Here is a 23,451-nt window from a genome sequence, read left to right as displayed (position 1 = left end):
CCGATGGAGACGTCGGAAAGTATCTGGCGGCAGCGGGACATTTACCTCACAGCTCGGCGAGGGGGACCCACGATCAGCGCGGCAGCCGCTGCTCGAACCACACGATCTTGCCCGTCTCGGTGCGGTGCGCGCCCCAGCGGGCCGAGATGTGGCTGACGAGCTGGAGGCCGCGGCCCGATTCGTCGGTGTCCTCGGCATACCGGAGATGCGGCAGGTCGGGGCCGTTGTCGTGGACCTCGCAGAGCAGCGTCCGGCCCTTGATCAGGCGGACGCCGAGGGAGCCTGCGCCGTGCACGACGGCGTTGGTGACCAGCTCGCTGACCAGCAGCCGCGCGGTGTCGACGAGGGCATCGAGGCCCCAGCCGGCGAGCCGCGCGGCTACCTGCCCGCGGATCCACGGGACGGTGTCCGGCTCGGGTTCCAGCTCCCAGGTGGCGACGTCGTCGCGCGGGATGCCGTCGCATCCGACCGCGACGATGGCGATGTCGTCGGCGGGGGTGCGGGCGGCGAGCGCGGCGAGCAGGTCGTCGCAGGTGCCGTCGAGGTCGTGGGACGCGCCGGCGAGCCGTTCGCGCAGCTGCTCCAGCCCCTGTTCGATGTCGCGGTCGCGGCGTTCGAGGAGCCCGTCGGTGCACAGGACGAGCTGCGACCCGTCCTCGACCTTGACCTCCACCGTCTCGAACGGCTTGCCGCCCACCCCGACCGGCACACCGGACGGGACGGGCAGCACGCGGCTCTCCCCGTCCGCCGACACGAGGACGGGCGGGACGTGCCCCGCGTTGGCGAACGTGCAGCGCCGCTCGACCGGGTCGTACACCGCGTACAGGCAGGTGGCGAGGTGGTCCTCGCCCAGCCGGCGGGCGAGCCAGTCGAGCCGGCGCAGCAGCCGGCCGGGCCACATGTCCTCGGCGGCGAGGGTGCGGACGGCGGTGCGCATCTGCCCCATGATCGCGGCGGAGGTGAGGCCGTGCCCCATCACGTCCCCGACGACGAGGCCGAGCCGGGAGCCGGGCAGCGGGATCGCGTCGAACCAGTCGCCGCCGACCTGGGCGGCCTGCCCGGCGGGCCGGTAGCGGTAGCGGACCCGGGCCCCGGCGACGTCCGGGGGATCGTCGGGGAGCATGCTGCGCTGCAGTTCCTCGGCGACCTTGACCTCGTGCCGGTACAGCCGCCCGTTGTCGATGCACAGCGCGGCGTGGCGGGCGATCTCGTCGACCATGGCGAGATCGGACTCGTCGAACCAGGGCCGGTCGGGCTTGCGGAGCAGCTTGAACGTGCCGAGCACCCGGCCGCGCGCGATCAGCGGGACGACGAGCAGCGCCCGCCCGGTGAACAGCGGGCGCAGGTCGCGGCCGCCGAACGCGGCGGCGAGCCGGGCGGCCCGCGCGGGGTCGACGCGCCGGATGTGCACGGGACGCCCGGTCCGCATGGCCTGGACGAAGGGGGTGCCGGGCGGCAGGAGCAGCGCCTCGCCCTCGGGGACGGCGTCGTCCCAGCGCCCGGGCTCGTCGTTGTGGGCGACGGCGACGCGGCGCATCAGGGTGGTCTCGTCGACCTCGGCGGCGGGCGGCGCCGAGTCGGTGACGACGCCTTCGAGCAGTTCGACGGCCGCGAAGTCGGCGAGCCGCGGGACGAGAACCTCGGCGAGCGTCCGGGCGGCCTGCAGGTGGTCGAGCGAGCTGCCGATCTGCCGCCCGGCCTCGCCGAGGTAGGCGAGCGGTTCCAGGGCGGCCGGGGTGTTCCGCCGGGGCCGGGGCCGGCGCGGCGGCGCGGCCGCGGGCCTCGGCGCCGGGACGGCCGGGGCCGGCCCGGCGGGCGGGACGATCGGCAGCCGGATGGTCAGCCCGAGCGAGACGGCCGGGCGGCCGAGGCCGAGCACCCGTGCGGTGATCCGCTCGAACGCGGCCGGGGCGAGCGCGGGCAGGAGTGCGGCGAGGCGGTCGGCGAACGGGCCGGTGACGGAGTCCGGCTCGTCCGCGGACGGGGTGGTGAGGGCGGGTTCGACGCGGAGCAGCCGCATGGTGGCGGACCGGGGCGCGGTGCCGGGCCCGGCGGGGCCGTCGGGTGGGGCGAGCAGCAGGTCGCCGATGGTGATGCCGATCCCGTCCCGGCGGAGCCCGCGCAGGTCGGTGGCCAGCGCCAGGACGCTGATGCCGTGCTCGCCGCCGATCGGATAGACCCACCAGCCGACCTCGGCCGGTTCGCCGGTGTCGACGCGGGGCAGCGTGCATGCGCCGCACCAGACGTGCCCGAACGTCTCGGGCTCGAAGGCGCCGCGGTGTTCGCGGGGCAACCGCAGCAGCGTCGTGAGCGGGCGGCCCACGGCCTGGGGCGCCCCGGCCCCGAACAGTTCGGCGGCGGTGTCGTCCCAGTGGCCGATCTGGCCACGCTCGTTCAGGGTGATGGCGGTCATCCTCGCCACTCCCAGCAGGTCCGTGATGACCATGCGGTCCCCCTCCCGGGCGAAGACACCCGAAGCCCCGGCAACTCACGGTAAGTGCAACATTACCTTGCGTGAGACGGATGTGCTGGAAGTCTGCGGAAATGACTCGGGTGAGTGCTCACTCATCCATGCGCGGGTGCTAACGTCCACGGCGGAAGGAAAGGTGACACAAGGGTTGGCAGCAGCGGAACCGATGCGGGACCGGATCCTCGCCGCGGCCGTCACGGTGATCCGGGCGCGCGGGATCGTGGCCGCGACGACCAAGGAGATCGCGCGCGGCGCGGGGGTCTCCGAGGGCAGCCTCTACAACCATTTCGCGAACAAGACGGCGCTGTTCGCGGCGGCTCTGGCGGAGGTGACGGGGACGGCGCGCACGGCGATGGCGACCCTCGCCGGGTCCGCCGGGCAGAACACGGTGGAGGAGAACCTCGTCCGCCTGGCCGCGGACATGGTCCGCTTCTATGGCGAACTACTGCCGATGACCGGGCCCGTCCTGTCCGACCCCGAGCTGATCGCCTGGTTGCGCGAGAACGGCCCCGTCAAAGCGCAAAGGGAGGCCGCCGCCAAGGCGCCCGCGCGAACCAGAGCGCGAACCAGAGGCGGCAAGGACGAAACGCCACCGCCCGGGGCGCCGGGCGGCCCCCCGGCGGGCCCTCCCGAGGGCACGACGGCCGGTCCGGTGATGGGCCACACCGCCCTGATCGGCTACCTGAAGGCCGAGCAGCGCGCGGGACGGCTCACGGCGGACGCACCCGTCCCGTTCATCGCGGCGGCCCTGCTCGGAGGCTGCCAGCAGCACGCCTTCCTGACCCGGCTCGCCGGCCCGGACGCGGTGGCGGCGGGCGCCGGGCTCCCGGCGGCCCCGGAGGAGTTCGCGGCGGCGCTCGTCCGCACGGTACTGGCCGGTCACCTGCCGACCCGTTGACCCGGCGCCTACCGGGATGTGACAGATGACACCCCAGGTAAGGCAACCTTTTGACCTTCTCCTTGCGTCTTACATGGCAGAAGACCACCGGCGGGTGGTAAAGCGCTCGATCGAGCAGGGCCCGCGACGTCCCGGAGTACGGGGTCGCTCTGGCCGGCGCCGACCCGCGCACCAACCCTCGGCCCACTCCCCATGCGAGGCCGAGTTCTCCTTCGAACCCGCCGGGAACGGTGGCACGTACCACTCAAGGGGGGCGGCTTCGTCCGCCCGGTCCGCGCGTGCCCCCGACCACGCGCCATGCAACCGGCCCTTCACGGGGGCCCTACCACGGGGAGCGACGATGACCGCTGTCACCACACCCGTCCGCCGCAACGCCGAGGGCGACAACGGCCGCCGCAACGCCAGCCACGAGTCGAGGAGCATCACGAACATCGAGAGCACCCGGCGCTACGAGCGGGACGTCCTGCCGCTCGCCGACCCGCTCTACGCAAGCGCCGTCCGGATGACCCGCAACACCGCAGACGCCGAGGACCTCGTCCAGGAGACCCTGGCCAAGGCCTACGTGAACTTCCACCAGTTCCAGGAGGGCACGAACCTCAAGGCGTGGCTGCACCGCATCCTCACCAACAACTTCATCAACACCTACCGCAAGAAGCAGCGCGAGCCCCAGCGCGCCGGCTCCGAGGAGCTGGAGGAGTGGCAGCTCGCGCAGACCGAGGCGTACGCGTCCGGTTTCCGGTCCGCCGAGTCCGAGGCGCTGGACCGCATCCCCGACTCCCGGGTGACCGCCGCCCTGCACGCGCTCCCGAAGGACTTCCGGGACACCGTCTACCTCGCCGACGTCGAGGGCTACCCCTACAAGGAGATCGCCGAGCTGATGGGCACCCCCATCGGCACGGTGATGTCCCGCCTGCACCGCGGGCGCAAGCAGCTCCGCGAGTCCCTGGCCGGCCACCGCGCCGCCCACACCCTCGCGGCGTAGCCCGCCGCGTCGCCGCAGCGCGACCGGACGGCAGCGTGGAGAACCTGTACGCTCTTGGGCCGAGTACGGCGATGACGACACCACGCGGTCGCGGACCGGTACCGTTTTCGCTGCTGATCGCACGAAACGACGGCCGGACCCGGAACTGTCCGAATAGGCGCGCCGACCGCGGGTAGGGCGCGCACACGGGCCGCGCGAGCCGCGGACGATTCGGGAGGATGTGCGCGCGATGCCATCGAGGGTCAGCGACGTGATGACGGCGCCGCCGCAGTCGCTGCCGCTGGACGCGACGCTGTACGAGGCCGCCCGGGTGATGCGCGACGAGGGGATCGGCGACGTGCTGGTCACCTATGCCGGACGGCTGTGCGGCGTGGTCACCGACCGCGACATCGTGGTCCGCGCGGTGGCGGAGAGCCGCGACACGGCGCTGACGCCCCTCGGCGAGGTGTGCACCGCCGAGCTGATCACGGTCCGTCCCGACGACGACACCGGAACCGTGGCGCGGCTGATGTGCGAGCAGGCGGTCCGGCGGCTCCCCGTCGTGGACGCCGAGCAGCGTCCGGTGGGCGTCGTGTCCATCGGCGACCTGGCGCTGGCGGACGGGGAGGGCGGGCTCCTCTCCGAGATCAGCAAGGCGCCGCCCAACAACTAGGACTCCCCATGAAACATCAGGGCCGCGGAGCGGGCCGGGCACCAGAACCGGCCGGTCAGGATAATCTCGTAGGGATGACGCCCACCGAAACGGTCCTGACGGACCAGCTCGCGCTTGAGATCGCCCGCCTGGGCATGGTCGGGGCGTCCTCCGACGTGGGCACCCTGCACCGGGTGACCGAGCTGGCCGCGCGCGCCGTCCCCGGCTGCGCGGGTGCGGCGAGCGTGCGCTGGGCCCTGCCCTCCGCGCGGGGGGACGGCGCGGGCTGGCCGCCGGCCGGAACCGTCCCGATGCCCGCCATGGGCCCGGACACCGTCATGGACGTCCGGGCGCCGGAGGAGGCGCGGCCGGAGCCGCTGGCCGCCGCGGCGAGCCATCCCGATCTCGCCGAGGTGACGGACCGGCAGCTGTCCCGCGGCCACGGGCCGATCTTCGACGTGGTGCGGGCCCGCCGGGCGCTGACGTCCGACGACATCCTCGCCGAGACCCGCTGGCCCGAGTCGATGTCGGACATGCTGCGCCGGGGCGTGCGCTGCTTCACCACGACCCCGCACCTGAACCCGCCGGTCCTGGTGACGCTGACGCTGTACGGGGTGACGCCGAAGGCGCTCGGCCACGGCCGGCACGCCCTCGCGTCCCTGCTGCTCGCCCAGGGCACCGCCGCCGTGTCCAACTCCCAGCAGTACGACGACGTGCACCGCACGGCCATCCAGTTGCAGGAGGCCGTGGAGGCACGCGCGGTCGTCGATCAGGCGAAGGGCATCCTGATGCACGCGCTCGGCTGCGACGCCGACGAGGCGTTCGCCGAGATGCGCCGTATCTCACAGACGCGGCATGTGAAGTTGACCGCTCTCGCCCAGCGTATCGTCGGTGATCAGGGGCTTTCCTAGGCCGTGCTTACAGACGCACGAAGGTGATGCGAATAGGCTGCTCGACAGCGGCCCCGCAGATCGTGGCCCGGCCCGGTTCGGGCGGGACCGAACTGGTTCCACCGTGTGATGCGGACGAGAGGAGACCAGATGCACGATCAGCCCGACCAGCTCGAACCCGAGACCCTGATGCGGGAGATCTCGGACCTCGAGGGACGCATCGGCGAGCTGCGCCAGGCCGCCGGCGTCCCGGAACCCGACCTGCGCGCCACCCTGGACGCCGCGCTGGTCGAGCTGGAGCTGGCGCTGACCGTGCTGCGCACGATGGGCGGCGAGCAGACCGGTGGGCAGGGCGGGTCGGCCGCGGCGGAGAACGAGCGCCGGGTGCTGCGCACCGTGTTCCAGGACGCGCCCGTCCCGCTGTTCCTGCTGGACCGCACGACGAGCGTCCGGCGGGTCAACCGGCAGGCGGCGGTGCTGCTCGGCACGTCGTCCGGCTACGTGTCGGGCAAGCAGTTCACGGCGTTCTGCGACATGGCGACCCGCGCGGCGGTGCGCTCGCAGCTGGCCGCGGTGGTCCGGACGGGGCGGCGCCGCCGCGTCAACGTCCGCTTCCTCGGCCGGGACCATCCGGTCGACGCCGTGGTGACGCTGGCGCGGGTGTGGATCCGCGGCGAGCCCGACCCGATGGTCGTGGTGGCGGCCGGGCCGACGACCACGCCCACCGATGACAAGGCCCACGACAGGGCCGCCCGGCACCAGGCACGGACGGAGCGGGGCGGTCCGGGCGACGACGAGGCCGTGGCGACGATCGTCCACCGGATGGACGTTCTCGCCACCGCGAGCGAACTGCTGCTGGACGAGCCGGTCTTCAACGAGACGGTCGCCGTCCGGCGCTGCGCCCGGCTGCTGGCCGCCGAGCTGGCCGACTGGGCGTTCATCGACCTGACCGGCCCGAACGGCGGGCCGGGCGGCGGCGCGCAGGGCGGCATCCACGCCGCGGGGGCGGCACCCGAACTGCGCCGCCAGGTGGTGATGGGCCCGGAGGACGAGCATTCGGTCGAGGCCGCGCGGATGCTGGAGGAGGTCGAGCCCGCGCACGGCACGCTCCCGCACACGGTGTTCGTCACCCGGCAGAGCGCGCTGCGCCCGCACGTGGAGGACCTCGACGTGCTCGGTGTCTGCCCGGACGGCCAGCCCGTCTGCGGCAAGATCGGCGTGACATCGGTCCTGAGCGTGCCGATCGAGGACGGCGACCGCGCCATTGGAACGATCACTTTGGCGGCGAGCGGCGAGTACGGCCCGTTCGACCTGATGGATCTCGGGGTGGTGCAGCGGCTCGGCCGGTATCTGGCGCTGGTGATCCGGGCGGCGCGGCTGTACCGGCGCCGCGCCGAGGTGGCGGACACGCTGCAGGCGGGGCTGCTGCCGAAGCGGCTGCCGGAGATCCCCGGCGTGCGGGTGGCCGCCAAGTACCTGACCTCGACGCACGGTTCGGACGTGGGCGGCGACTTCTACGACGTGTTCCGCACGGAGAGCGGCTGGGGCCTCGTCCTCGGCGACGTGTGCGGCAAGGGCGAGGACGCGGCGGCGGTCACGGCGACGGCGCGGCACTGCGTCCGGCTCGCGTCCCGCTGGAAGGCGTGCCCGGGCGACGTCCTCGGCATCGTGAACGAGGCGCTGCTGGACGAGGACCGGTTCGTCACGGCGGTGATGGCGGGGCTGACGCCGGAGACCGAACGGATCATCGTCTCGCTGGGCACCGCCGGGCATCCCCCGGCGATCGTGGTGCGCGCCGACGGGGTGATCAGGTCGGCGTCCCGCGGCGGCGTCCCGCTGGGCCTGTTCGAGGACTTCGAGGCGGGGCTCGACACGATCGACCTCACCGTCGGCGACACCCTGGTCCTGCACTCCGACGGCGTCCTGGAGGCGTGCGACATGACCCGGCAGGAGTTCGGCCAGCAGCGTCTGCTGGAGGCGCTCGCCGCGCACGCCGGCCACACGCCGGAGGACATGCTCGCCGGGGTGGAGCGGGCGCTGCTCGACTACTGCGACGGCGACCTGCGCGACGACGTGTCGATGCTCGCGCTCCGCGTGGAGCCGCCCACCCTCGGGTAGCGCGGGGAAATGCCCGGATGGTGATCGTTCGTTGGGGTAAGTCGGAGTCATGACCGTTGACCCCGCGGACAAGCCCCGTGACGAGACCGAGCACGAGCGGCTCGACCGGCAGCTGATGGAGCTTCTCCAGGGTTTCCGTGTCGCGACGACCGGTGTGCAGGTCCTTTTCGCCTTCCTGCTGACCGTCCCGTTCTCCACCGGCTTCGACAAGGTGGACGGCATCGGGATGGTGCTGTTCTACCTCGCGCTGTTCGGGGCCGCGGTCGCGTCGATCTACTTCATCGCCCCGGTGTTCCAGCACCGCATCCTGTTCCGGCTCGGGCAGAAGGCCCTGCTGATCAAACGGGCCAACCGGTACGGGATCATCGGCGCGTTCGCGCTGGCGATCTCGATCACGTCGGCGACCATGCTGATCATCGTGTCGCTGTCGGAGCGGACGGGCGCGGTGGTCCTCACCGCCGTGGGCATCCTGGGGCTGTGCGGATGGGTGTGGTTCGTCCAGCCGTACCTGACGCGGATGAGGGCGCGCGCCCGCGCGACCTCCGGGGACTCCTGATCGCGCGGGCGCTCGCGGGTCAGTACGCGCGGCCGAAGATGACGCGCTTGCCGTAGGCGGACGGGCGGCCGCACTTCACGCAGGCACCGCTCTCCTCCGGCGCGTCGGCCGGGATGACCCGCGGGGTCGCGGCGGTGTCGGCCTTGATCGCGTCCTCGCACCCGGGCTCGCCGCAGTGGAACGCGCGCGCCCACCCGGACGCGACCTGCGCGGCGAACGCGTCCCAGGCGTCCACGTCGGCGGTACCCGCCTCCCGGAACCTCTCCGCGCGGGCCAGCAGGAACGACTGGAAGTCGGCGAGCATCCCGGGCAGCAGCTCCGGCACCTTGTCGAGCGGGATCTGCTCCTTGCCCTGCCCTTCGGCGGTCGGGAGCCGCCGGGCGACGGTCGCGACGCCGCCCTCGATGTCGCGCTTGCCGAGCTCGACGCGGATCGGGACGCCGCGCATCTCCCACTCGTTGAACTTGAAGCCGGGCGACAGCTGCGGGCGGTTGTCGTCCACGTGCACCCGGATGCCCATCGACTTGATCGCCGCGCCCAGCCGGCGCGCCTCGGCGGCGGCCTGCTCGCCCTGCTCCTTGCGCCCGATCGGGACGATCACGACCTGGTAGGGCGCGAGGCGCGGCGGCAGGACCAGGCCCTTGTCGTCCCCGTGCGTCATGATCACGCCGCCGATCATGCGGGTGCTCATGCCCCAGGACGTGGTGTGCGCGAGCGTCAGCTTGCCCGCCTCGTCCTGGTACTGGATCTCGAACGCCTTGGCGAAGTTGGTGCCGAGGTAGTGCGAGGTGCCGGCCTGCAGCGCCCGGCCGTCCCGCATCATGCCCTCGATCGTGTAGGTGCGGACGGCGCCGGCGAACCGCTCGCCGGGCGTCTTCTCCCCCGCCACGACCGGCATCGCCGCGAGCTCGCGCGCCACGCCCGCGTAGGCGTCCAGCGCCCACATCGTCTCGCGCATCGCGTCGTCCTCGTCGATGTGCGCGGTGTGGCCCTCCTGCCAGAGGAACTCGGTGGTGCGCAGGAACATCCGGGGCCGCATCTCCCAGCGGACGACGTTCGCCCACTGGTTCAGCAGCAGCGGCAGGTCGCGGTGCGAGTCGATCCACTTGGCCATGTACTCGCCGATGACGGTCTCGGACGTGGGCCGCATGACCAGCGGCTCCTCCAGGTCCTTGCCGCCCGCGTGCGTCACGACCGCCAGCTCCGGGGAGAAGCCCTCGACGTGCTCGGCCTCGCGCTTGAAGTAGGACTCCGGGATGAGCATCGGGAAGCAGGCGTTGTCGTGCCCCGCGTCCTTGATGCGCCGGTCCAGGTCGGCCTGGAGCAGCTCCCACATCCGGTAACCGTACGGTCGGATGACCATCGTGCCGCGGACCGGGCCACGGTCGACGAGCTGGGCCTGTACGACCACCTCGTTGTACCAGGCGGAGAAATCCTCGCTCTGCGGCGTCACACCTTCTCGACTCACGGAGAACAAGGGTACTGACTGCCCGCGCTGAGAAGGACGTTTCGTTACCCTCGCGGGATGCGCTGGTCCCAGATGTTCGTGCCCACGCTCCGCGAGGACCCCGCCGAGGCGGACGCGCCGAGCCACCGGCTGCTGCTCCGCGCGGGCTTCATCCGGCAGCTCGCCGCCGGCCACTACTCGCTGCTCCCGCTGGCCGTCCGGGTCCGGGCGAAGATCATCCAGATCATCCGGGCGGAGATGAACGCGATCGGCGCGCAGGAGATGCTGCTCCCGGCGCTGCATCCGGCCGAGCCGTGGCAGCGGTCGGGCCGCTGGGACCTGATGGGGCAGGAGATGTTCCGGCTGCGCGACCGGCGCGGCGCCGACCACGCGCTCGGCATGACGCACGAGGAGATCTTCGCGACGGTCGCCCGGGAGCTGGGCTCGTACCGGCGGCTTCCGCAGCAGTGGTACCAGTTCCAGACCAAGTTCCGGGACGAGCCGCGCCCCAAGGGCGGCCTCATGCGCACCCGCGAGTTCACCATGAAGGACGCCTACAGCTTCGACATCGACCGTTCCGGCCTGGACGCGTCGTTCGACGCCTACCACGGCGCCTACACGCGGATCTTCGCGCGCCTCGGCCTTCCCGTGCTGGCGTGCGAGGCGTCCAGCGGCACCATGGGCGGGTCCGGCTCGACCGAGTTCATGTGCCCCGCCGACGTCGGCGAGGACCTCGTCGCCCGCTGCCCCTCCTGCGGGTACGCGGCGAACATCGAGCGGGCGACGTCCGCGCTGCCGGCCGCGTCCGACGGGCCGGGACCGGACGCGCCGGAGCGGTTCGACACGCCCGGCGTCCGCACGATCGAGGATCTCCTCGCCCATGACGCGCCCGCCGACCGCCAGATCAAGACGCTCGTCTACCTCCTGAACGGCACGCTGACGCTCGTCCTGCTGCGCGGCGACCACCCGCTCAACGAGCAGAAACTCGTGGACGCCACCGGCGCCACCGACATCCGCGCCGCCGAACCGCCTGAGATCCAGGACGCGCTGGGCGCGCTGCCGGGCAGCCTGGGCGCCGTCGGCGCGGCGCTCCCGGTGATCGCGGACGAGGCGCTGCGGGGCCGCCGCGACATGTTCACGGGGGCCAACACCGACGACGTCCACCTGCGCGGCGTGGACGTCGGCCGTGACATCGACGTGGGCACGTGGGCGGACCTGCGCGAGGTCGCGGCCGGGGAGCCCTGCGTCCGCTGCGGGGAACCCCTGGAGATCGTGCGGGCCATCGAGGTCGGCCACATCTTCAAGCTCGGCGACCGCTACGCCCGCGCCCTCGGCGCCCGGGTACTGGACCCGGACGGCCGGCTCGTTCCGGTGATCATGGGCAGCTACGGCATCGGCGTCGAACGCGCGATGGCCGCGATCGTCGAGACCCATCATGACGAGCGCGGCATCGTCTGGCCGCTCTCGGTGGCCCCGTTCCAGGTCGCCGTCGTGCCCGCCCAGCCCGACGACGCCGGTGTGGCCGAGGCCGCCGAGGGCGTCTACGCCGCCCTCCTGCGGGCCGGCGTCGAGGTCGTGATCGACGACCGCCCCGAACGCGCGGGCGTGAAGTTCCGCGACGTGGAACTGACCGGCATCCCGTTCCGGGTCACGGTGGGCCGCCGCGGCCTGGCCGAGGGCGTCGCCGAGGTCACCGCGCGCACCACGGGCGAGACGTCGAAGATCGCCCTGGACGCGGTCGCCGCACACGTCGGGTCGCTGCTCGCGAAAACCGTTTGACGCCCCCGGCGCGCCCTCCGGAGACTCGGAACGTCATCGAGAGGGGTTGCGCCGTGGGGCACGTCGAGGTCGGCCATATCAGCCACGTCCTGCCGGACGGCAGGACGCTGCTGGACGACGTCTCCTTCCGGGTCGGTGACGGCGTCACCGCCGCGCTCGTCGGCCCGAACGGAGCCGGCAAGACGACGCTCCTCCGCCTGATCGCCGGGGACCTCACGCCCCAGTCCGGGACCGTGGGGCACAGCGGCGGCATCGGCGTGATGCGCCAGTTCATCGGCAGCATGCGGAACGACTCGTCCGTGCACGACCTCCTGCTGTCCCTGGCGCCGCCCCGTGTCCGTGAGGCGGCCGCCGCGGTGGAGGCGGCGGAACTCGCGATGATGGAGCGCGACGACGAACCCACCCAGCTCCGCTATGCCACGGCCCTCGCGGGCTGGGGCGACGCCGGCGGCTACGAGATCGAGGTGCTCTGGGACGCCTGCTGCATCGCGGCCCTGGGCGTCTCCTACGACGGGTGCCGCTGGCGGGAGGTCCGCACCCTGTCGGGCGGCGAACAGAAACGCCTCGCCCTGGAGGCCCTCCTCCGCGGCCCCGACGAGGTCCTCCTCCTGGACGAGCCCGACAACTATCTGGACGTCCCGGGAAAGCAGTGGCTGGAAGAGAGACTGCGGGAAACGGCCAAGACCGTCCTGCTGGTCTCTCACGACCGGGAACTCCTCGACCGCGCCGCCGACCGGATCGTCACCGTCGAGGCGGGCCGCGTCTGGATCCACGGCGGCCGTTTCGCCACCTACGCCGCCGCCCGCCGGGACCGCATCGAGCGCCTGGAGGAACTGCGCCGCCGCTGGGACGAGGAGCACGCGAAACTCAAGGAACTCGTCAACACCCTCAGGAACAAGGCCACGGTCAACGACGGGTTCGCGTCCCGCTACCGCGCGGCGCAGACCCGCCTCCGCAAGTTCGAGGAGGCGGGCCCGCCGGAGATCCCGCCCCGCGACCAGAACCTCAAGATGCGGCTGCGCGGCGGACGCACCGGAAAACGCGCGGTGATCTGCGAGGACCTGGAGCTGACGGGCCTGATGAGGCCCTTCGACGCGGAGATCTGGTACGGCGAACGCGTCGCCGTCCTGGGCTCGAACGGCTCCGGAAAATCACATTTCCTGCGCCTGCTCACCGCCGTCGCCGAAACGCTCCCCCGCAGCGCGACCCCGGTGAGACCCGTCGCGCACACCGGCGTCGCCCGCCTGGGCGCCCGCGTGGTGCCCGGCCTGTTCGCGCAGACCCACGCCCGCCCCGACCTCGCCGGGCGCACCCCGTGCGAGATCGTCATGACCGAGCACGCCCGCCTCCGCAACGACGCCATGAGCGCCCTGTCCCGCTACGAGTTGAACGTCTGCGCGGAACAGCCCTTCGAAACGCTCTCCGGAGGCCAGCAGGCCCGCCTGCAGATCCTCCTGCTGGAACTGGGCGGCGCCACCCTCCTCCTCCTGGACGAACCGACCGACAACCTCGACCTGGCCAGCGCCGAAGCCCTCCAGGAGGGCCTGGAGTCCTACGAGGGAACCGTCCTCGCGGTGACCCACGACCGCTGGTTCGCCCGCTCCTTCGACCGCCACCTGGTCTTCGGCGCCGACGGCTCCGTCTACGAGTCCCCCGAACCCGTCTGGGACGAAACCCGCGTGGCCCGCCCCCGCTGAACGCCCACGCGCCCAATTCGCGTCCGCCGTGCCAGACGGCTTTGGGGCGCGCGATGAGTTTCGGGCGCGGCGAGGGTCGGTATCGCCGGTGAAGCCATGCCGGACGGCTCTCGAAGGGACAGCCATGAGCGGAGTGCGGGTACTGGTCGGTACGCGGAAGGGCGCGTTCATCCTCACGGCGGACGGCGCGCGCAAGGACTGGGAGGTCAGCGGGCCGCACTTCGGCGGCTGGGAGATCTACCACGTCGCGGGGTCGCCGGCCGATCCGGCGCGGCTGTACGCGTCGCAGTCCACGAGCTGGTTCGGGCAGGTGATCCAGCGTTCCGACGACGGCGGCGCCACCTGGCGGCCGATGGGCAACGAGTTCCGTTACGAGGGCGTGCCCGGCACGCACCAGTGGTACGACGGCACGCCCAGGCCGTGGGAGTTCAAGCGGGTCTGGCATCTCGCACCGTCGGCGGCGGATCCGGACACGGTGTACGCCGGGGTCGAGGACGCCGCCCTGTTCCGCTCGGTCGACGGCGGCGCGTCCTGGCGGGAGCTGCCGGGGCTGCGCGAGCACGGCTCGGGGCCGTCCTGGCAGCCGGGCGCCGGCGGGATGTGCCTGCACACCATCGTGCGCGACCCCGCCAACGCCGGGCGGATGTTCGCGGCCATCTCCGCGGCGGGCGTGTTCCGCACCGACGACGCGGGCGAGACGTGGCGGGCGATCAACCGGGGCCTGCGCTCGGAAGGCATCCCCGACCCGGACGCCGAGGTCGGCCACTGCGTGCACCGCCTCGCGATGCACCCGGCGCGTCCCGAGGTGCTGTACATGCAGAAGCACTGGGACGTCATGCGCAGCAACGACGCGGGCGAGACCTGGCATGAGATCAGCGGCGACCTGCCGAGCGACTTCGGTTTCCCGATCGCGGTCCACGCGCACGAGCCGGACACCGTCTACGTCGTCCCGATCAAGAGCGACTCCGAGCACTACCCGCCGGAGGGACGCCTGCGCGTCTACCGCAGCCGTACCGGCGGGCACGAGTGGGAGCCGCTGACCACGGGGCTGCCGCAGAGCCACTGCTACGTCAATGTGCTCCGGGACGCGATGGCCGTCGACTCGCTCGACTCGTGCGGCGTCTACTTCGGCACGACGGGTGGCCAGGTGTACGTGTCGGCGGACGCCGGGGACACCTGGGCGCCCATCGTCCGCGATCTGCCGGCCGTGCTGTCGGTGGAGGTCCAGACGCTGCCATGATCCGCGTCGTGCTGCCCGCACACCTGCGGGTCCTCGCCGGCGTCCGGGGCGAGGTCGAACTGGACGTTCCCGCGCCGGTCACGCTGCGCTCCGTCCTGGACGCTCTGGAGACCCGCCACCCGGTGCTGCGCGGAACGATCCGCGACCACGCCACCGGGCGCCGCCGGGCGTTCGTCCGCTTCCACGCCTGCGAGGAGGACCTCTCCCACGCCCCTCCCGACACCGTGCTCCCCGTCCCGGTCGCCGCGGGCGCCGAGCCCTTCCTCGTGGTGGGCGCCATGGCCGGCGGCTGAACCGCCGTACGCCGGCGGATCCGGCCCGCCACCTGCGCTCCTGACCCGGGATGACGTCCCGATTGATCCGGGACGCGAGTCCTGTCCCGGTTCGGGGGGATGGCGGATAAAGTTCCCGCGTGCAGGTGGTTGTGACGGGGGCGGCCGGGTTCATCGGGAGCCATGCGGTCGAGGCGTTCTCGGACGCGGGACATCAGGTGCTCGCCGTCGACGCGCCCGGGCGCTCGCTCGCCCCGGACGTGGCGCGGCGGACATGGGCGGAGGTCGCGGCGCGGCCGGGCGTCGTCGCCGCCGAGGTCGATCTCGCGGTGGACGACCTGACCGCCGTCGCGGCCGCGGACGTCGTCGTCCATCTGGCGGGGCGGCCGGGCGTGCGGGATTCGTGGGGGCCGGGACGGGCCGTGGCCGAGCGCGACAACGTGACGGCCACCCGGCGGCTGCTCGCGGCGTGCCTGGAGCGGCCGGCGGGGCGGCGGCCGAAGGTGGTCATCGCGTCCAGTTCGTCGGTGTACGGGTCGGCGGGGCGGCGGCCGAACCGGGAGGACGATCCGCTGAACCCGGCGAGCCCGTACGCGGTCAGCAAGGTCGAGGTGGAGCGGCTCGCGGGTCTCGCGGCGGACGGCGGGCTGCGGACGGTCCTGCTCAGGTACTTCTCGGTCTACGGGCCCCGGCAGCGGCCCGACATGGCGTTCCACCGGTTCGTGGAGGCGGCGCTCGACGGGCGTCCGCTGCCGGTGTTCGGGGACGGGCGCAGGTCGCGGAGCTTCACGCATGTGCGGGACGTCGTCGCGGCGACGCTGGCGGCGGTGGCCGAGGAGCTTCCGCCCGGCATCGCCATCAATGTCGGCCATCGCGAGCACGTGACGGTGCGGGACGCGATCGTCATGCTCACCAGCGCCCTGGGCGTGCAGGCGGAGATCCAGCGGGAGACGCCCGTGGCCGGGGACGCGGCGCGGACGTGGGCCGACACGCGGCGGGCCCGGCGGCTGCTGGGCTGGACGCCCGCGATCGGTCTGCGGGACGGCCTCGACGACCAGATCGCCTGGCATCGGGCGCTGCGGGCCATGCCGGAGGAGGTGCGGGTCGGATGAGGCACAGGGCGGCCTATGTCGCGTTCGACCGGTTCCCGTCCAGCAAGGGTTCCGCGGTGCACATCGCGCAGATGGCCGACGAGTTGTTCACGCGGTACGGCGGCGGGCTGCTCGGCGTGATCGGCGGCGGTGGCCTGCCGCGCTACCAGCGGGAGGGGACGCGGGAGATCGCGCGGTTCGACGCGCCGATCCCGAACCTGATCGACCGTGCCGAGGCGTTCTCCGGCTGGGTCGCGGACCATCTCCGGCCCCACTGGGACACGCTGGAGATCTGCCACGTCCGGGACCCGTGGAGCGCGCTGCCGGCGGTCGCGGACGGACGGCGCCACACGGTCGTGTACGAGGTCAACGGCCTGCCGTCCATCGAGATGAGCCACACGTGGCCGTGGGCGGCGCCGAGCACGCTCGGCAAGATCCGCGAGTTGGAGCGGTTCTGCCTGGAGCGCAGCGACGCCGTCGTGGTGCCGTCGCGGGTGATCGGCGCGGCCGTCCGGGAGCGGGGCGTGCCGCGGGACCGGATCCACCTGGTCCCGAACGGGGCCGACGTGCCCGGCGAAACCGAACGGCCGGCGGACGCGCCTAAGCGGTATGTCGTCTATGTCGGCGCGATGCAGCCGTGGCAGGGCCTGGACGTGCTGATGCGCGCCTTCGCACGGCTCGCCGACCTCACCGATCTCCGGCTGGTGATCTGCGCGTCCGTCCCGGAGCGGCGCGCGAAGCCGGTGCGGCGGCTGGCCGAGCGGCTCGGTGTCGCCGAGCGGATCGACTGGCGGTTCACCCTGCCGCACCACGAGGTCGCCGCGTGGCTGGCGCACGCCGAGGTGTCGGTGGCGCCGCTGACCGGATGCGCCCGCAACCTGGACCAGGGCTGCGCGCCGCTGAAGGTGATCGAGTCCATGGCGGCGGGTGTGCCGGTGGTCGCCTCCGACCTGCCGGCCGTCCGCGAGCTGATGGCGGACGGGGAGCACGGGCGGCTCGTCCCGGCCGACCGGCCCGCCGAGCTGGCGCGGGCCGTCCGGATCCTGCTGGAGTACCCGCGGGAGGCCGCCGCGATGGGGCGGCGGGGCCGCGAGCACATCGAGCAGAGCCTGACCTGGGCGCGGTCGCGCGCCCGGCTGGCCGAGGTCTACCGCACGTTGACACGGGTTCGATAGGTGGTTCGTCATGTTCTGGCGTAAGCAGAAGGCCGCCATCGGGCGGTTCCACCCGCTGCACAAGGCGCTGACCCTGGAGAAGGGCTTCTCGGTCTCGCTGCGGCGGGACGACTGGGAGCCGGTGATCCAGAGCCTCGCGGGGCACGACGCGGTGGTGAAGCGGCGCAAGTGGCGGCTGTCCGAACGGGTCCCGGGCGTGTTCGTGCCGATGCTGCGGGTGCTGGCGGCCGACATGCCGCCGGAGGGGGTGCTGTCGGTGGCGGCGGACATGCGCGGCCCGACCGTCCCGGAGAAGAACGGGCCCAAGCAGGCCCTGCCCAACAGGGGGCAGATCTCGTCCATGCAGCAGTGGTACGCGTTCGATCCGTGGCTGCGGATGCGGGCGGAACTGCGGGACGGCAGCGTCGTCGAGCTGGAGCTGATCGACCGGGTCCGCAACCGCAGCTACAACAAGCGCAGCGCGAGCGGCAAGCTCAAGATGAAGCACAAGACGAAGACGGTGCACCTGGTGCGGGTCACCCGGCGGCTGGCGAAGGACGCCGCCGTCCAGCGGCCCCCGTCACCGCCGCCCGGCTGGCTCAGGGTTCAGGTCAAGGAGGGCAAGCGGCTCGTGATCCGGGCGAGCGCGCGGTTCCCCGGCATGCTGGAGAACCAGGCGATGACTGACCGGATCCTGCAGGTGTCGACGGAGCCGTTCCGGTGGACGCCGCCGGGCACGGCCGCGAGGAGGACCAAGTGACCCGCTGTGCCGTGACCACCGGGTTCTTCGTGCTGGGACGCTGCGGCCGGGCGGCGGCGGTGTCCTGCCCGCAGTGCGGCCGCCCGGTCTGCGGCGACCACGCCGGGCCGAACGGGCTGTGCCCCGAATGCGCCGCGGCGCAGGGGTACGGGACGCAGGACCCGCACCATCCGTCCTGGGCGGGCGGCTACCGGCGCCACTACTACCGGCACAGCTCGCAGGCGTACGACGACACCTACTGGTACTCGTCGTTCGACCAGTACGACCGCGGCGCGTTCAATCCGGGCGACGACTACTCGGCCGGCGGCTGGGGGCCGGACGACGACACCGGCTTCGACACGGGCTTCGTGGACAGCTGATGCACCGTGTCCTGTGGCTCACAGAGCACTATCCGCCGAGCCAGGGCGGTATGGCGCAGTCATGCGACCGGATCGTGCGGGGCCTGCGCGGCGCGAGCGTCGAGGTCGACGTCGCCCACCTGACGCGCCGCGCCCGCCCCTGGGGTGTACGGCGGGAGCACGGCGGGCGGCTGCTGACCGCGCCGCTCGGGGACGACTCCGAGCACGCGCTGCGCCGCCTCTGGACCACGATCACCGCCGAGAACCTGACCGGATACAGCCATGTGGTCGCGTTCGGCGGCGTCTACGCGCTGCTCGCCGCGCCCGTCCTGTCCGCGCTGCTGGACGCGCCGCTGGTCACGCTGCTGCGCGGCAACGACATCGACATCGGCGCGTTCTCGATGCGGCGGCGCGGCGTGCTGGCGGAGGCGTTGCGCGCCTCGTCCCGCGTCTGCGTCGTCGCCCGTTCCCACGCGCCGCTGGTGTCGGCGCTGGCCCCGGACGCCCACGTCACGTTCGTCGCGAACAGCGTGGACACCGGGCAGTGGCGCGTTCTGCCGTCCGAGCGGGAGCGGGGCCTGGCATGGCGGGAGGAGAACGTCGAGCCGGGACGCCGGACGGTCGGCCTCATCGGGCAGCTCAAGGTCAAGAAGGGCGTCGGCTTCTTCCTGGACGCGCTCGCCGCGTCGGGGCACGCCGACGCCTTCCATCTGCTGCTGGTCGGTGAGGTCGAGGAGTCCGTGCGGGAGTGGCTGGCCGAGCGCGACGTCCCGCACTCGTTCCTGCCGTTCCTGGAACGCTACGACCTGCCGTCCGTCTACGCGAGCTGCGACCTCGTCGCCCTGCCGTCGTTCTACGACGGGATGCCGAACGTGGCGCTGGAGGCGGCGGCGCTCGGCGTGCCGCTGCTCGCGTCGGACGGCGGCGGGCTCGCGGACGTCGCGGACGAGGAGATCGGGTTCCCCTTCCCGGCCGGCGACCCGCACGCCTGCCGCGCGGCGATCGCCCGGGCGGCCCGAGCGGACGCCGCGGAGCTGGCGAAACTCGGCGCGGCGGGCGCGGAACGCATCCGCCGCAACTTCACCCCGGCCGCCGAGACCGCCGGATATCTCGCGGTGCTCGACGGGACGCGGTGATCGTCTGCTACGCGGCCGGTGACGGGCTGGGGCATCTGACGCGGCTCCGGTCCGTGCTGCACACCCTGCGCCCGGACGGCCCGGTGACCGTGGTGACGGACTCGCCGTTCGCGGCCGATCCCCGCGTCGCGGGCGGCTGGCACGTCGTGGAGACCGCCCCCGCCCCGGCGCCGGACGAGGTGATCGTGGACGCGTTCCCGGCCGGGTTGAAGGGCGACCTCACCCGGTTTCCGCCGGGCACACGGGTGACGCATCTGGCCCGTCTGCTGCGCTGGGACGCCTATCGGCCCCTGTTCCCCGCCGACCCGCCGCGCTTCGACCGGACGTTCGTCCTGGAGCCTCTGGAACCGGCCCATGACGCCTATCTGCGTGAGGTCTCCGACGAGGTCTCCCCTTTGGTCCTCATCGACCCCCCGTCGGAGCCGATCGACGTGGACGGCTGGCTCATCGTCCACAGCGGCCCCGACCTGGAGACGCTGGAACTCGTCGCCTACGCACAGGACATGGCAGCCGCCGAGCGGGTCTGCCCACCCATGACCCTGGTGTCGCCCCGAAGGCCGAAAGGTCTCCCCCCAGGCATCACTCACCTGGACGTCTACCCCGCCTATACGCCGGGTCCCAACGTCGAGCGCATCATCACCGCGGCCGGTTTCAACGCCGTCCGCCAATACGCGCCCTGGCGCGGACGGCACCGGATGCTGCCGTTCCCCCGCAGCCTCGACGACCAGTTCGCCCGCGCCGCCCGCGCTAAGCGGGAAGCCTGACGTCGAACTCGATCTCCACATCGTCGGCCAGGCGAAGTGCGCCGAAGAACGCCGAGTACGGCTTGATCCCCCAGCGCGACTGCGTCACGGTGACGCCGCCCCGGACGCGGTCGCCGTCCAGGGCGGCGCCGATCCGGACCGGGTTCGTCCGGCCCATGATCGTCAGATCGCCCTCGATGACGTCGTCGCCGATCGCCGTCGAGGAGAACGTGATCCGCGGATGCCGCCCGGTGTCCAGGATCTTCCGCAGATTCTTCCCGATCTCGGTGCGGTCATGGTCGGACAGCGGCAGCGCGCCGCCGGTGCCCTCCCGGACCTCCAGCGCGTCCACCTCGACGGTCACCTCGACGGACGAGGCGTCCAGCGGCTCGCGGGCCTCGACCGCCGCCGACCAGCGGGTCGCCTCGATGGTCAGGTCGTGGCCCGCCCGCCGGCCGAGCCCGCTGCGTCCCGTCCGGACCAGCAGGCGGCCGTCGTCCGGCCCCAGCTCATATGTTCCCTGCATACTTTCACCCTGCCACGCGGCGGCCGCTACCCGGCCGCGCGGGGTGCGGGGCAGAACACCGCCAGGGCGCCGGCGTGCTTGCCGAACCGGACCGCCGCCGGCATCGACGACACCTCGCCGTCCCGCGCCAGCCGCAGCCCGCCGTCCGCCGAGACGACCTCCAGGCCGCTCGCCCGCCACTCCCGGTAGCCGGGCGTGACGTGCATGTGCCCGGCCAGGACGGCGGCGACCGCGCGGACGCGGGGCACGCGCCGCCCGGTGACGACCATCCGCACGTCCAGCCGCCCGTCGTCGAGCCGCCGGCGCCAGGTGGGCGCGGCGCCCCGCGAACCGAAGACGCAGTTGCCGACGAACGCCAGCCAGACGCGGTACTTGTGGCCGTCCACGTACAGGTCGACCGGCTCGGAGTGGCGCAGCGTGCGCACGGCGGCGACCGCGAGCGCCGGCCACTTGCCGATCCGCCGCTCCAGCCGCTCGCGCCGGTCCACCAGTTCGGTGTAGGCGCCGAAGCTCGCGGTGTTGAGGAACGGGCGCTCCTCGTCGCCGCCCGCGCCGCTCGCCGGCGCGGCGTAGGCCACGTCCACCCGGCCCAGCCGGCCGCTCCGGTACGCCGCGATCGCCTGCGCCGCCGACTCCACGCCGAGCGCGCGGGCGAAGTGGTCGAACGTCCCGCCGGGGACGACCAGCAGCGGCACGCCGTGCTGCAGCGCGGCCCGCGCCGCCGCGTTCACGGTGCCGTCCCCGCCGATGACGCCGAGCGCGTCGGCCCGCTCGGCCGCCTCGCCGAACGCCTTGTCGAGGTCCGCGTCCGGGCCCAGCCGGACGACCTCCGCCGCGGGCAGTTCGCGTTCGAGCAGGTCGAGCGTCGCCTCCGGGCGGCCCGGCAGCGAGATCCCGCCGGACTCGCCGCCCGGGCCCGCGCCGAGGTTGGCGACCGTGACGAGACCGCGTCCGTCCTCGGTGACCCGGGCCCGCTCGCCGGCCGGCTCCACGCGGGCCACCGGCGGACGGGCGGGCCACACCATGCGCGTGCCGAGTCCGGCGAGCGCGCCGATCCCGAGACCGGCGAGGACGTCGCCCGGATAGTGGGCGCCGGTGTAGACGCGGGAGAACGCCACCGCGGCGGCCGTCGCCGCGACCGGGATCGCCACCGGGCGCGGCGCCTCCAGCGCGACCCCGGTCGCGAACGCCGCGGCGGACGCCGAGTGCCCGGACGGGAACGCGTGCGAGGTCGGCAGCTTCCAGCGGATCCGGATCGGCGGCACCAGGTCCACCACGGGGCGTTTGCGGCGGAACGCGTGCTTGCCGATGAGGTTCACGGCCGGGCTCGCCACCGCGACCGCGATCGAGCCGCGCAGCGCCGCCCGCCGCAGCCGGGGCCGTCCGGTGAGCCCCATCACACCGGCCGAGGTGAACCAGAGCACACCATGGTCGGCGATTCGCGACAATCGCGGCAGGACGTATTCGAGCCCGCGCAGCCGCGCCGCGGCCACCCGGTCGAACGCCCACCGGTCCGCCCGCCCGAGCCTGCGCAACAGGGCGGATCTGGGTTTGGACACCGGCTCATGACGATGTGAAATGACGGACCGTGATGGCACAATGCTGCACCGTGAGCGATTGACGCGCATGTCCCGGGTATCCCCAGGGGCACCGACATGATTCCGTAAAGATCTCAAATCGGGGGTCACATGCGGGCGAACGGCACTCTCGGCTCATCGACTGCAATAGGCTTCGCGACATGAGTCACCCGGAACGGCTCGGTTCCCCGGGTGGCGAGTCGGTCGGAACGATCGCGGAGCCACTGCACGTGAACGGGACCTTGGCCGACTACGCCGCACGATACGGGCTGAGGCAGAGCGCTGCGCGCCCCCCGCTGCGCAAGTACATCCAAGAAGTGTGGGCTCGCCGCAACTTCATCTGGGCGTTCGCGTCCGCCAAGAACATCTCGATGTACACCGACTCGCGGCTGGGCCAGGTATGGCAGCTGCTGACCCCGCTGCTGAACGCGGCGGTGTACTACCTGATCTTCGGCGTGCTGCTGGACACCAAACGCGGTTTGACGGACTTCATCCCGTTCCTGGTCACCGGCGTCTTCCTGTTCGGCTTCACCCAGCGGTCCGTCACGGCCGGGTCGAAATCGGTCGGCGACAACCTCTCGCTGATCCGGGCGCTGCACTTCCCGCGCGCCACACTGCCGCTGGCGATCGCCATTGTCGAACTCCAGCAGCTGCTGCTCGCCCTGGTCGTGCTGTTCGCGATCATCTTCGCCTTCGGCGAGCCGATCAGCTTCAACATGCTGCTGTTCGTCCCCGTGGTGACACTGCAGCTGATGTTCAACGTGGGCATCAGCATGGTGATGGCGCGGCTGGGCGCGTTCAACCGCGACATCACCCAGCTTCTCCCGTTCGTCATGCGGACGTGGCTCTACATGTCCGGCGTCATCTTCAGCCTGCCGACGCTGATGAAGCCGGGCTCCAAGCTCTCCCAGTACCCCATCCTCGCTGAGTTGCTGCAGGCCAACCCGGCGTACGTGTACGTCGAGCTGAGCCGGCACGTGCTCCTCGGCGAGTACCGTGAGCACGTCCGCGTCAAACTGGGAGTCGAGTCGTCAGCACAGCTGTGGCTCTACGCCCTCCTTTGGGCCACGGGCATGCTGGTCGGCGGATTCATGTTCTTCTACCGTGCCGAGGAGCGATACGGCCGTGGCTGACACGAAGGTGCGC

Annotated in this window: 21 protein-coding genes; 17 read left to right on the top strand and 4 right to left on the bottom strand. The window is 72.6% G+C overall.

All coding sequences use genetic code 11. The annotated features are described in order from the left end of the window. Positions 1-73: 73 nt before the first annotated feature. Positions 74-2,446, bottom strand: coding sequence for a SpoIIE family protein phosphatase (locus tag ACQP1N_RS06305; protein ID WP_433229554.1), 2,373 nt, complete (start codon positions 2,444-2,446; stop codon positions 74-76). Between the two features lie 172 nt (positions 2,447-2,618). Between ACQP1N_RS06305 and ACQP1N_RS06300 the strand changes: the two genes are divergently transcribed. The 6 genes from ACQP1N_RS06300 to ACQP1N_RS06275 all read left to right on the top strand — a co-directional run bounded on the left by ACQP1N_RS06300 (position 2,619) and on the right by ACQP1N_RS06275 (position 8,545). Beyond that, positions 2,619-3,368: a TetR/AcrR family transcriptional regulator gene (locus tag ACQP1N_RS06300; protein WP_433229552.1), complete on the top strand. Its 750-nt coding sequence runs from the start codon at positions 2,619-2,621 to the stop codon at positions 3,366-3,368. A gap of 340 nt (positions 3,369-3,708) precedes the next feature. Continuing rightward, positions 3,709-4,350, top strand: a complete 642-nt coding sequence (locus ACQP1N_RS06295) for a sigma-70 family RNA polymerase sigma factor (RefSeq protein ID WP_084263100.1) — start codon at positions 3,709-3,711, stop codon at positions 4,348-4,350. 229 nt (positions 4,351-4,579) lie between these two features. Beyond that, positions 4,580-5,002 carry a CBS domain-containing protein gene (locus ACQP1N_RS06290; RefSeq protein WP_067800723.1) on the top strand — a complete coding sequence of 141 codons (423 nt, stop codon included), beginning with the start codon at positions 4,580-4,582 and terminating at the stop codon, positions 5,000-5,002. A gap of 74 nt (positions 5,003-5,076) precedes the next feature. Further along, complete coding sequence (locus ACQP1N_RS06285; protein ID WP_067800720.1) at positions 5,077-5,892, top strand: ANTAR domain-containing response regulator; 816 nt, start codon at positions 5,077-5,079, stop codon at positions 5,890-5,892. 129 nt (positions 5,893-6,021) lie between these two features. Then, complete coding sequence (locus ACQP1N_RS06280; protein ID WP_433229551.1) at positions 6,022-7,989, top strand: SpoIIE family protein phosphatase; 1,968 nt, start codon at positions 6,022-6,024, stop codon at positions 7,987-7,989. A gap of 49 nt (positions 7,990-8,038) precedes the next feature. Next, positions 8,039-8,545 (top strand): DUF6328 family protein, encoded by a 507-nt coding sequence (locus ACQP1N_RS06275; protein WP_067800711.1) that lies wholly within the window; start codon positions 8,039-8,041, stop codon positions 8,543-8,545. A gap of 19 nt (positions 8,546-8,564) precedes the next feature. Here the strand turns inward: ACQP1N_RS06275 and proS are convergent, their stop codons facing one another. Then, positions 8,565-10,013: a proline--tRNA ligase gene (gene proS / locus ACQP1N_RS06270; protein WP_242608765.1), complete on the bottom strand. Its 1,449-nt coding sequence runs from the start codon at positions 10,011-10,013 to the stop codon at positions 8,565-8,567. 57 nt (positions 10,014-10,070) lie between these two features. Between proS and ACQP1N_RS06265 the strand changes: the two genes are divergently transcribed. The 10 genes from ACQP1N_RS06265 to ACQP1N_RS06220 all read left to right on the top strand — a co-directional run bounded on the left by ACQP1N_RS06265 (position 10,071) and on the right by ACQP1N_RS06220 (position 20,223). After that, the gene (locus ACQP1N_RS06265) at positions 10,071-11,771 is read left to right on the top strand and encodes a proline--tRNA ligase (protein WP_433229549.1); all 1,701 of its coding nucleotides are present in this window, start codon (positions 10,071-10,073) and stop codon (positions 11,769-11,771) included. A gap of 53 nt (positions 11,772-11,824) precedes the next feature. After that, a complete protein-coding gene (locus tag ACQP1N_RS06260) occupies positions 11,825-13,468 on the top strand; it encodes an ABC-F family ATP-binding cassette domain-containing protein (protein ID WP_433229547.1) in 1,644 nt (547 codons plus the stop codon). A 124-nt stretch (positions 13,469-13,592) separates the two neighbouring features. Then, entirely contained in the window at positions 13,593-14,708 is a 1,116-nt protein-coding gene (locus ACQP1N_RS06255) for a WD40/YVTN/BNR-like repeat-containing protein (RefSeq protein ID WP_433229546.1), read from the top strand. Beyond that, positions 14,705-15,001 carry a MoaD/ThiS family protein gene (locus ACQP1N_RS06250; RefSeq protein WP_067800694.1) on the top strand — a complete coding sequence of 99 codons (297 nt, stop codon included), beginning with the start codon at positions 14,705-14,707 and terminating at the stop codon, positions 14,999-15,001. The genes ACQP1N_RS06255 and ACQP1N_RS06250 overlap by 4 nt, the downstream gene beginning before the upstream one ends. A gap of 119 nt (positions 15,002-15,120) precedes the next feature. Continuing rightward, positions 15,121-16,092: an NAD-dependent epimerase/dehydratase family protein gene (locus ACQP1N_RS06245; protein WP_242608764.1), complete on the top strand. Its 972-nt coding sequence runs from the start codon at positions 15,121-15,123 to the stop codon at positions 16,090-16,092. Further along, positions 16,089-17,246 (top strand): glycosyltransferase family 4 protein, encoded by a 1,158-nt coding sequence (locus ACQP1N_RS06240; RefSeq protein WP_067800691.1) that lies wholly within the window; start codon positions 16,089-16,091, stop codon positions 17,244-17,246. The genes ACQP1N_RS06245 and ACQP1N_RS06240 overlap by 4 nt, the downstream gene beginning before the upstream one ends. Before the next feature lie 10 nt (positions 17,247-17,256). Then, on the top strand, positions 17,257-17,985 hold the full coding sequence (locus ACQP1N_RS06235) for a hypothetical protein (RefSeq protein WP_433229544.1): 729 nt from the start codon (positions 17,257-17,259) through the stop codon (positions 17,983-17,985). Beyond that, positions 17,982-18,344, top strand: coding sequence for a hypothetical protein (locus ACQP1N_RS06230; protein WP_067800749.1), 363 nt, complete (start codon positions 17,982-17,984; stop codon positions 18,342-18,344). The genes ACQP1N_RS06235 and ACQP1N_RS06230 overlap by 4 nt, the downstream gene beginning before the upstream one ends. Further along, positions 18,344-19,459 (top strand): glycosyltransferase family 4 protein, encoded by a 1,116-nt coding sequence (locus ACQP1N_RS06225; RefSeq protein WP_433229543.1) that lies wholly within the window; start codon positions 18,344-18,346, stop codon positions 19,457-19,459. Before ACQP1N_RS06230 ends, ACQP1N_RS06225 begins: the two co-directional genes overlap by 1 nt. Further along, complete coding sequence (locus ACQP1N_RS06220; RefSeq protein ID WP_433229542.1) at positions 19,456-20,223, top strand: hypothetical protein; 768 nt, start codon at positions 19,456-19,458, stop codon at positions 20,221-20,223. The genes ACQP1N_RS06225 and ACQP1N_RS06220 overlap by 4 nt, the downstream gene beginning before the upstream one ends. On the opposite strand, the gene ACQP1N_RS06215 is transcribed toward ACQP1N_RS06220, so the two are convergent. Beyond that, positions 20,207-20,728, bottom strand: coding sequence for a YceI family protein (locus ACQP1N_RS06215; protein ID WP_067800680.1), 522 nt, complete (start codon positions 20,726-20,728; stop codon positions 20,207-20,209). The two genes, ACQP1N_RS06220 and ACQP1N_RS06215, sit on opposite strands and share 17 nt — an antisense overlap. 26 nt (positions 20,729-20,754) lie before the next feature. Then, positions 20,755-22,287, bottom strand: a complete 1,533-nt coding sequence (locus ACQP1N_RS06210) for a bifunctional phosphatase PAP2/diacylglycerol kinase family protein (RefSeq protein ID WP_067800676.1) — start codon at positions 22,285-22,287, stop codon at positions 20,755-20,757. Positions 22,288-22,466: 179 nt separating this feature from the next. Between ACQP1N_RS06210 and ACQP1N_RS06205 the strand changes: the two genes are divergently transcribed. After that, positions 22,467-23,438 (top strand): ABC transporter permease, encoded by a 972-nt coding sequence (locus tag ACQP1N_RS06205; RefSeq protein WP_084263098.1) that lies wholly within the window; start codon positions 22,467-22,469, stop codon positions 23,436-23,438. Positions 23,439-23,451 lie beyond the last annotated feature (13 nt).

Source organism: Actinomadura formosensis (assembly GCF_050948385.1).
Lineage (GTDB): Bacteria > Actinomycetota > Actinomycetes > Streptosporangiales > Streptosporangiaceae > Spirillospora > Spirillospora formosensis.
Note: the sequence above shows the minus strand (reverse complement) of the source record. Positions and strands in the feature narration are given on the sequence as shown.